This is a genomic window from Paenisporosarcina sp. P4_E4_2, from assembly GCF_056401595.1.
Genome location: NZ_JBFUJC010000389.1, coordinates 1 through 2,740, shown reverse-complemented (window position 1 = coordinate 2,740; position 2,740 = coordinate 1). Strand labels below are relative to the sequence as shown.

The 2,740-nt window shown below is 42.1% G+C and carries 3 protein-coding genes; all 3 read right to left on the bottom strand.

Annotated elements, in window-relative coordinates:
* Positions 1–455 (bottom strand): N5-glutamine methyltransferase family protein (locus AC1DSB_RS17560; protein ID WP_477587233.1); only part of this gene is annotated, 455 nt, incomplete at its 3' end.
* Positions 439–1,518 carry a peptide chain release factor 1 gene (gene prfA, locus AC1DSB_RS17555; RefSeq protein ID WP_016428271.1) on the bottom strand — a complete coding sequence of 360 codons (1,080 nt, stop codon included), beginning with the start codon at positions 1,516–1,518 and terminating at the stop codon, positions 439–441. The genes prfA and AC1DSB_RS17560, both read right to left, overlap by 17 nt.
* 227 nt (positions 1,519–1,745) lie before the next feature.
* Positions 1,746–2,360, bottom strand: coding sequence for a thymidine kinase (locus tag AC1DSB_RS17550; RefSeq protein WP_477530870.1), 615 nt, complete (start codon positions 2,358–2,360; stop codon positions 1,746–1,748).
* Between the last annotated feature and the right edge of the window lie 380 nt (positions 2,361–2,740).

The following is a 2,740-nucleotide window of genomic DNA, read 5'->3' as shown; positions in this document are numbered from 1 at the left end:
GATAAATCGGTTGCTGTGACTTGTAAAGCAGGAACTTCAGCCTTCATTGTAATGGCGATTGCCCCACTGCCTGTCCCAATATCCGCAAGATTTAACTCCGTTTGATTGTTGAACAAACGCTTTATACGGGCAGTCGTTTCCACAATAAGTTCTTCCGTCTCAGGGCGTGGAATAAGGACATGTTCATTGACAGAGAACGTTCGACCATAAAATTCTTCCGACCCGATAATGTATTGAACAGGCTTTCCGTCTTTGTGCTGTTCAATGAGTGACCAATACTGATTGAATTGGCTGTCTGAAATTTCTTCACGCATATCCATGAGTAACTGGACGTGTGTTTTATTTAAAACATGTTGTAGCAACATACGCGCGACTGGTTCTTCTCGACCGTTTTCTATTAAAAAAGACGAGGCTCGCGCGAGAGCCTCGTATACATATTTACACATTGGTTTCATTCATGCGCTCAAGTCTTTCGGATTGGTCCGTCATTATGAGAACATTCACGATTTCATCGAGTTTACCTTCCATGATTTGATCCAATTTTTGAATGGTCAATCCAACGCGGTGGTCGGTCACGCGATTTTGTGGATAGTTGTATGTGCGAATTCGTTCTGAACGGTCTCCTGAACCGACTGCAGATTTACGGACAGCGTCATACTCAGCCTGTGCTTCTTGACGGAATTTATCTGCAACACGTGCGCGAAGAACCGTCATGGCTTTAGCTTTGTTTTTAATTTGTGACTTTTCATCTTGGCAAGTTACTACTGTGCCAGTCGGAATATGTGTTAGACGAACAGCTGACATTGTTGTATTAACGGACTGACCGCCGGCACCTGAAGATGCATACGTATCTGTACGAATATCATTTTCATGAATTTCTACATCTACTTCTTCCACTTCTGGAAGACATGCAACGGTTGCTGTCGACGTATGAATGCGTCCACCAGACTCCGTTTCAGGAACACGTTGAACACGGTGAGCACCGTTTTCATATTTCATTTTCGAGTACGCTCCGTTACCGTTAATCATGAAGATCACTTCTTTATAGCCACCAATTCCAGTAGGAGAAGCATCCATAATTTCAATTTTCCAGCCTTGCGTGTCTGCGTAGCGGCTGTACATGCGGAATAAGTTCCCTGCAAATAGAGCAGCTTCGTCTCCACCGGCAGCTCCACGAATTTCCATGATTACATTCTTTTCATCATTCGGGTCTTTCGGAATCAATAACAGTTTCAAACGTTCTTCCAGCTCTTCAATTTGAGCCGCCAAATCGTTCATTTCTTCTTTCACCATTTCACGCATATCTGCATCGAGCTTATCGTCAAGCATGGCTCTCGCATCAGCATGCTGCTCTTTGACTTGTTTGTATTCACGGTATGCATTGACCGTATCTTGTAAGTCCGACTGTTCTTTCGAAAGCGTACGTAGTTTATTCATATCATTAACAATCTCAGGGTCACTGAGCAATTCATTTAAGCGGTCATATCGGTCTTCTACCGATTGTAAGCGATCAAACATACTTTCACCTCATCCGTTCATGTGATTAACAGTATAATTATATAGAAAAAGAGGCGAAATTGCCACTACAGCTTAGCTGGATATAACGTAAAGGAATCTGCTCCCTTTCCGCAGACGAACCGGCAATGAATGCTGTTGATATTGAAAAACAAACGAAAGAGTACATTTTCGTCTAGCAAAAGAACAGTATTGTTTTACAAAGCCAAAAAGAAAAAGAGCAGCAATCGCTACTCTTTCTCGTACACTAATGAAGTTTGATGAGTAACGCCTGCTGGTACTTCGTGGTGGTGACGGCAACGGGGTTCATAAGCTTCTGTTGCTCCAATCAAAATAATTGGATCTTCATAGCCAGCTGGCTCTCCGTTAATAAGGCGTTGCGTTCGACTTGCAGGTGAACCGCACACTTGGCAAACAGCCTGCAATTTCGTTACTTGTTCAGCACCTGCCATTAGTTTTGGCATTGGTCCAAATGGTTCCCCTCGGAAATCTTGATCCAGACCGGCAACAATGACGCGGAATCCATGATTCGCTAAACGCTCCACGACATCCACAATTCCTTCATCAAAGAATTGGGCTTCATCGATTCCAATGACATCATATTCATCCGAAATATGCGCCCATATATCTTTTGATCGCTCAACTGGCATTGCAATCACTTTCGTGCCATTGTGGCTTACGACTTCTTCTTCACTGTAACGATTATCTATACGTGGTTTGAACACGGCAATTTTTTGTTTCGCAAATTGCACGCGTCGTACACGACGAATTAATTCTTCTGATTTCCCGGAAAACATACTTCCGCAAATGACTTCTACCCAGCCAGTTTGTGACATCACGTACATGGAAGTCACTCCTTTCAAAACTCTCTATCCCCCATCATACAGAAAATTATGTTGCATTTCCCGTCTTTTCTTTCATAAAGTTATGTGATATAGAGGAAAATATTTATTCTAGAATATCAGTCATCATTCTATCAATTGTCCTCTCAAATAGAATAGAAACACCCACTAAGCATCAGCGTGTGGCGCAATTCAAAGGTTTTAATAACGGGGCTATTCGCTTTGCTCGGCAGCCTTTTGCTTAACTTTTAACACATACAGTAAGAATTACACTCCACTTAAATAAAAAAAGTATCAGTCACCTCAAATTTGCTAATAATAACAAAATAGGAGGTGTGATACTATGGCTCAAGATGTTCTGTGTGAAGTGAATAACTGTAAGC

What these genes read in the sequence shown, in the direction of transcription:
- prfA (WP_016428271.1), bottom strand. Translation starts at nt 1,518, where the DNA reads ATGTTTGATCGCTTACAATCGGTAGAAGACCGATATGACCGCTTAAAT.
- AC1DSB_RS17550 (WP_477530870.1), bottom strand. Translation starts at nt 2,360, where the DNA reads ATGTACGTGATGTCACAAACTGGCTGGGTAGAAGTCATTTGCGGAAGT.